Source organism: uncultured Amaricoccus sp., assembly GCF_937858865.1.
Taxonomy (GTDB): Bacteria; Pseudomonadota; Alphaproteobacteria; order Rhodobacterales; family Rhodobacteraceae; genus Amaricoccus.
Genome location: NZ_CALLYO010000262.1, coordinates 1 through 1,809, shown reverse-complemented (window position 1 = coordinate 1,809; position 1,809 = coordinate 1). Strand labels below are relative to the sequence as shown.

Here is a 1,809-nt window from a genome sequence, read left to right as displayed (position 1 = left end):
AACAGGCCGATGTCGCCCGGGATGCCGCCGGGGAAGTTGATGACCATCGCCTTGAGCCTGTACCCCTGCGGCTTGGCGAGCGTCTCGTAACGCTCGAAGAACTCCTTCGCCTTGCCCTGCAACGTCTCCGGCCAGCGCGGGTCGTTGTTGTTGATCGCGCGCCCGCTGTCGCTGCAAAGCTCGGACGGGAAGCTGTAGACCATCGCCTCGAACTTCCCGTCCTTGACGGCGTTCGCCACCAGACGTCGCACCATGGCGATCTCTTCCTCGCCGACGTGATTCGTCAGGAAGTCGCGGGTGAAGTCGGCGACCTTCTTCTCCTCGGCCTCCCGGGCCTTTCGCTCCACATCCATCTTCTCCATTTCCTTCTGGAGAATGGACATCCGGAGCGCCTCCGCCGATAGCGGAACCCCCTTTGGATCGGTCTTGTCGGCCATGGCAACACTTCTCCTTCGCTCGGACGCTGCCGCCCTTCTACCTCAGCGCCTCACCGAGGGGAATGTAACATACAGTTGCGTACACCCGGACGCCGCTTGACGCGCGCCCTTCGCGCCTGCACACGGGGGGCCGACATGTCCGCCTGCCCCCCGGACGAGAGGGATGCATCATGGCCAAGCCCAAGACCCCGGAGCTTCCGAACCCGGCAGCCGCCGCGGAATACCTGATCGACAGCTGGCAGCGCTCGATCCTCTTCCTCGACGTCATGCGCCGCCGCGCCGCGCAATATGAAGAGCACGCGGCCGAGGTCGCGCCGAACGTGCTCGACTACAAGGCGGAGCTTCTCGTCGACGGCCGCAAGCTCGCCCGGCCGGTCAACTACCTGCTTACCCGCATCGTCCCTCCCGAGGGCGTCGCGATCGACGCGCGGAAGCGTCCCTTCGTCATCGTCGACCCGCGTGCCGGCCACGGCCCGGGCATCGGCGGCTTCAAGGCCGACAGCGAGATCGGCGTGGCGATGAAGGCCGGGCACCCCGCCTATTTCATCGGCTTCCTGCCGGACCCGGTGCCCGGGCAGACCATCGAGGACATCGCCCGCGCCGAAGCGGTGTTTCTCGAGACCGTCATCGCCCGCCACCCCGAGGCCGAAGGCAAGCCCAGCGTCATCGGCAACTGCCAGGCCGGCTGGGCGGTGATGATCCTCGCCGCGCTGCGGCCCGAGCTCTTCGGACCGATCATCATCGCCGGCACCCCGCTCTCCTACTGGGCCGGGACGCGCGGCCAGTACCCGATGCGCTACACCGGCGGCCTCCTCGGCGGCTCCTGGCTCACGGCGCTGACCGGCGACCTCGGCGCCGGCATCTTCGACGGCGCCTGGCTGGTGCAGAACTTCGAGAACCAGAACCCGGCTAACACTCTCTGGACCAAGCAGTACAACCTCTGGTCGAAGATCGACACCGAGCCCGAGCGCTACCTCGAGTTCGAGGAATGGTGGGGCGGCCACGTCACGCTGAACGCCGAGGAGATGCAGTGGATCGTCGACGAGCTCTTCGTCGGCAACCACCTTGCCGCCGGCGACATCCGCACCGCGGACGGCACCGCGATCGACCTCCGCTCGATCCGCTCACCGATCGTGGTCTTCTGCTCCCGGGGCGACAACATCACCCCGCCGCAGCAGGCGCTCGACTGGATCCTCGACCTCTACGACAGCGTCGACGACATCCGCGCCTGGGGCCAGACCATCGTCTACACCGTCCACGACACGGTCGGCCATCTCGGCATCTTCGTCTCCGCCGGCGTCGCCCGGAAGGAGCATGACGAGTTCGCCTCGAACATCGACCTGATCGACGTGCTGCCGCCCGGTCTCTACGA

Annotated in this window: 2 protein-coding genes; one reads left to right on the top strand and one right to left on the bottom strand. The window is 66.8% G+C overall.

Annotation, left to right across the window (positions count from 1 at the left end):
* Window positions 1-437, bottom strand: a 437-nt coding sequence (locus tag Q0112_RS07355) for a hypothetical protein (protein WP_297973377.1), incomplete at its 3' end; no start/stop codon positions are given.
* Window positions 438-607: 170 nt separating this feature from the next.
* On the opposite strand from Q0112_RS07355, the gene Q0112_RS07350 reads away from it, so the two are divergent.
* Window positions 608-1,809, top strand: a 1,202-nt coding sequence (locus Q0112_RS07350) for a DUF3141 domain-containing protein (RefSeq protein WP_297973376.1), incomplete at its 3' end; no start/stop codon positions are given.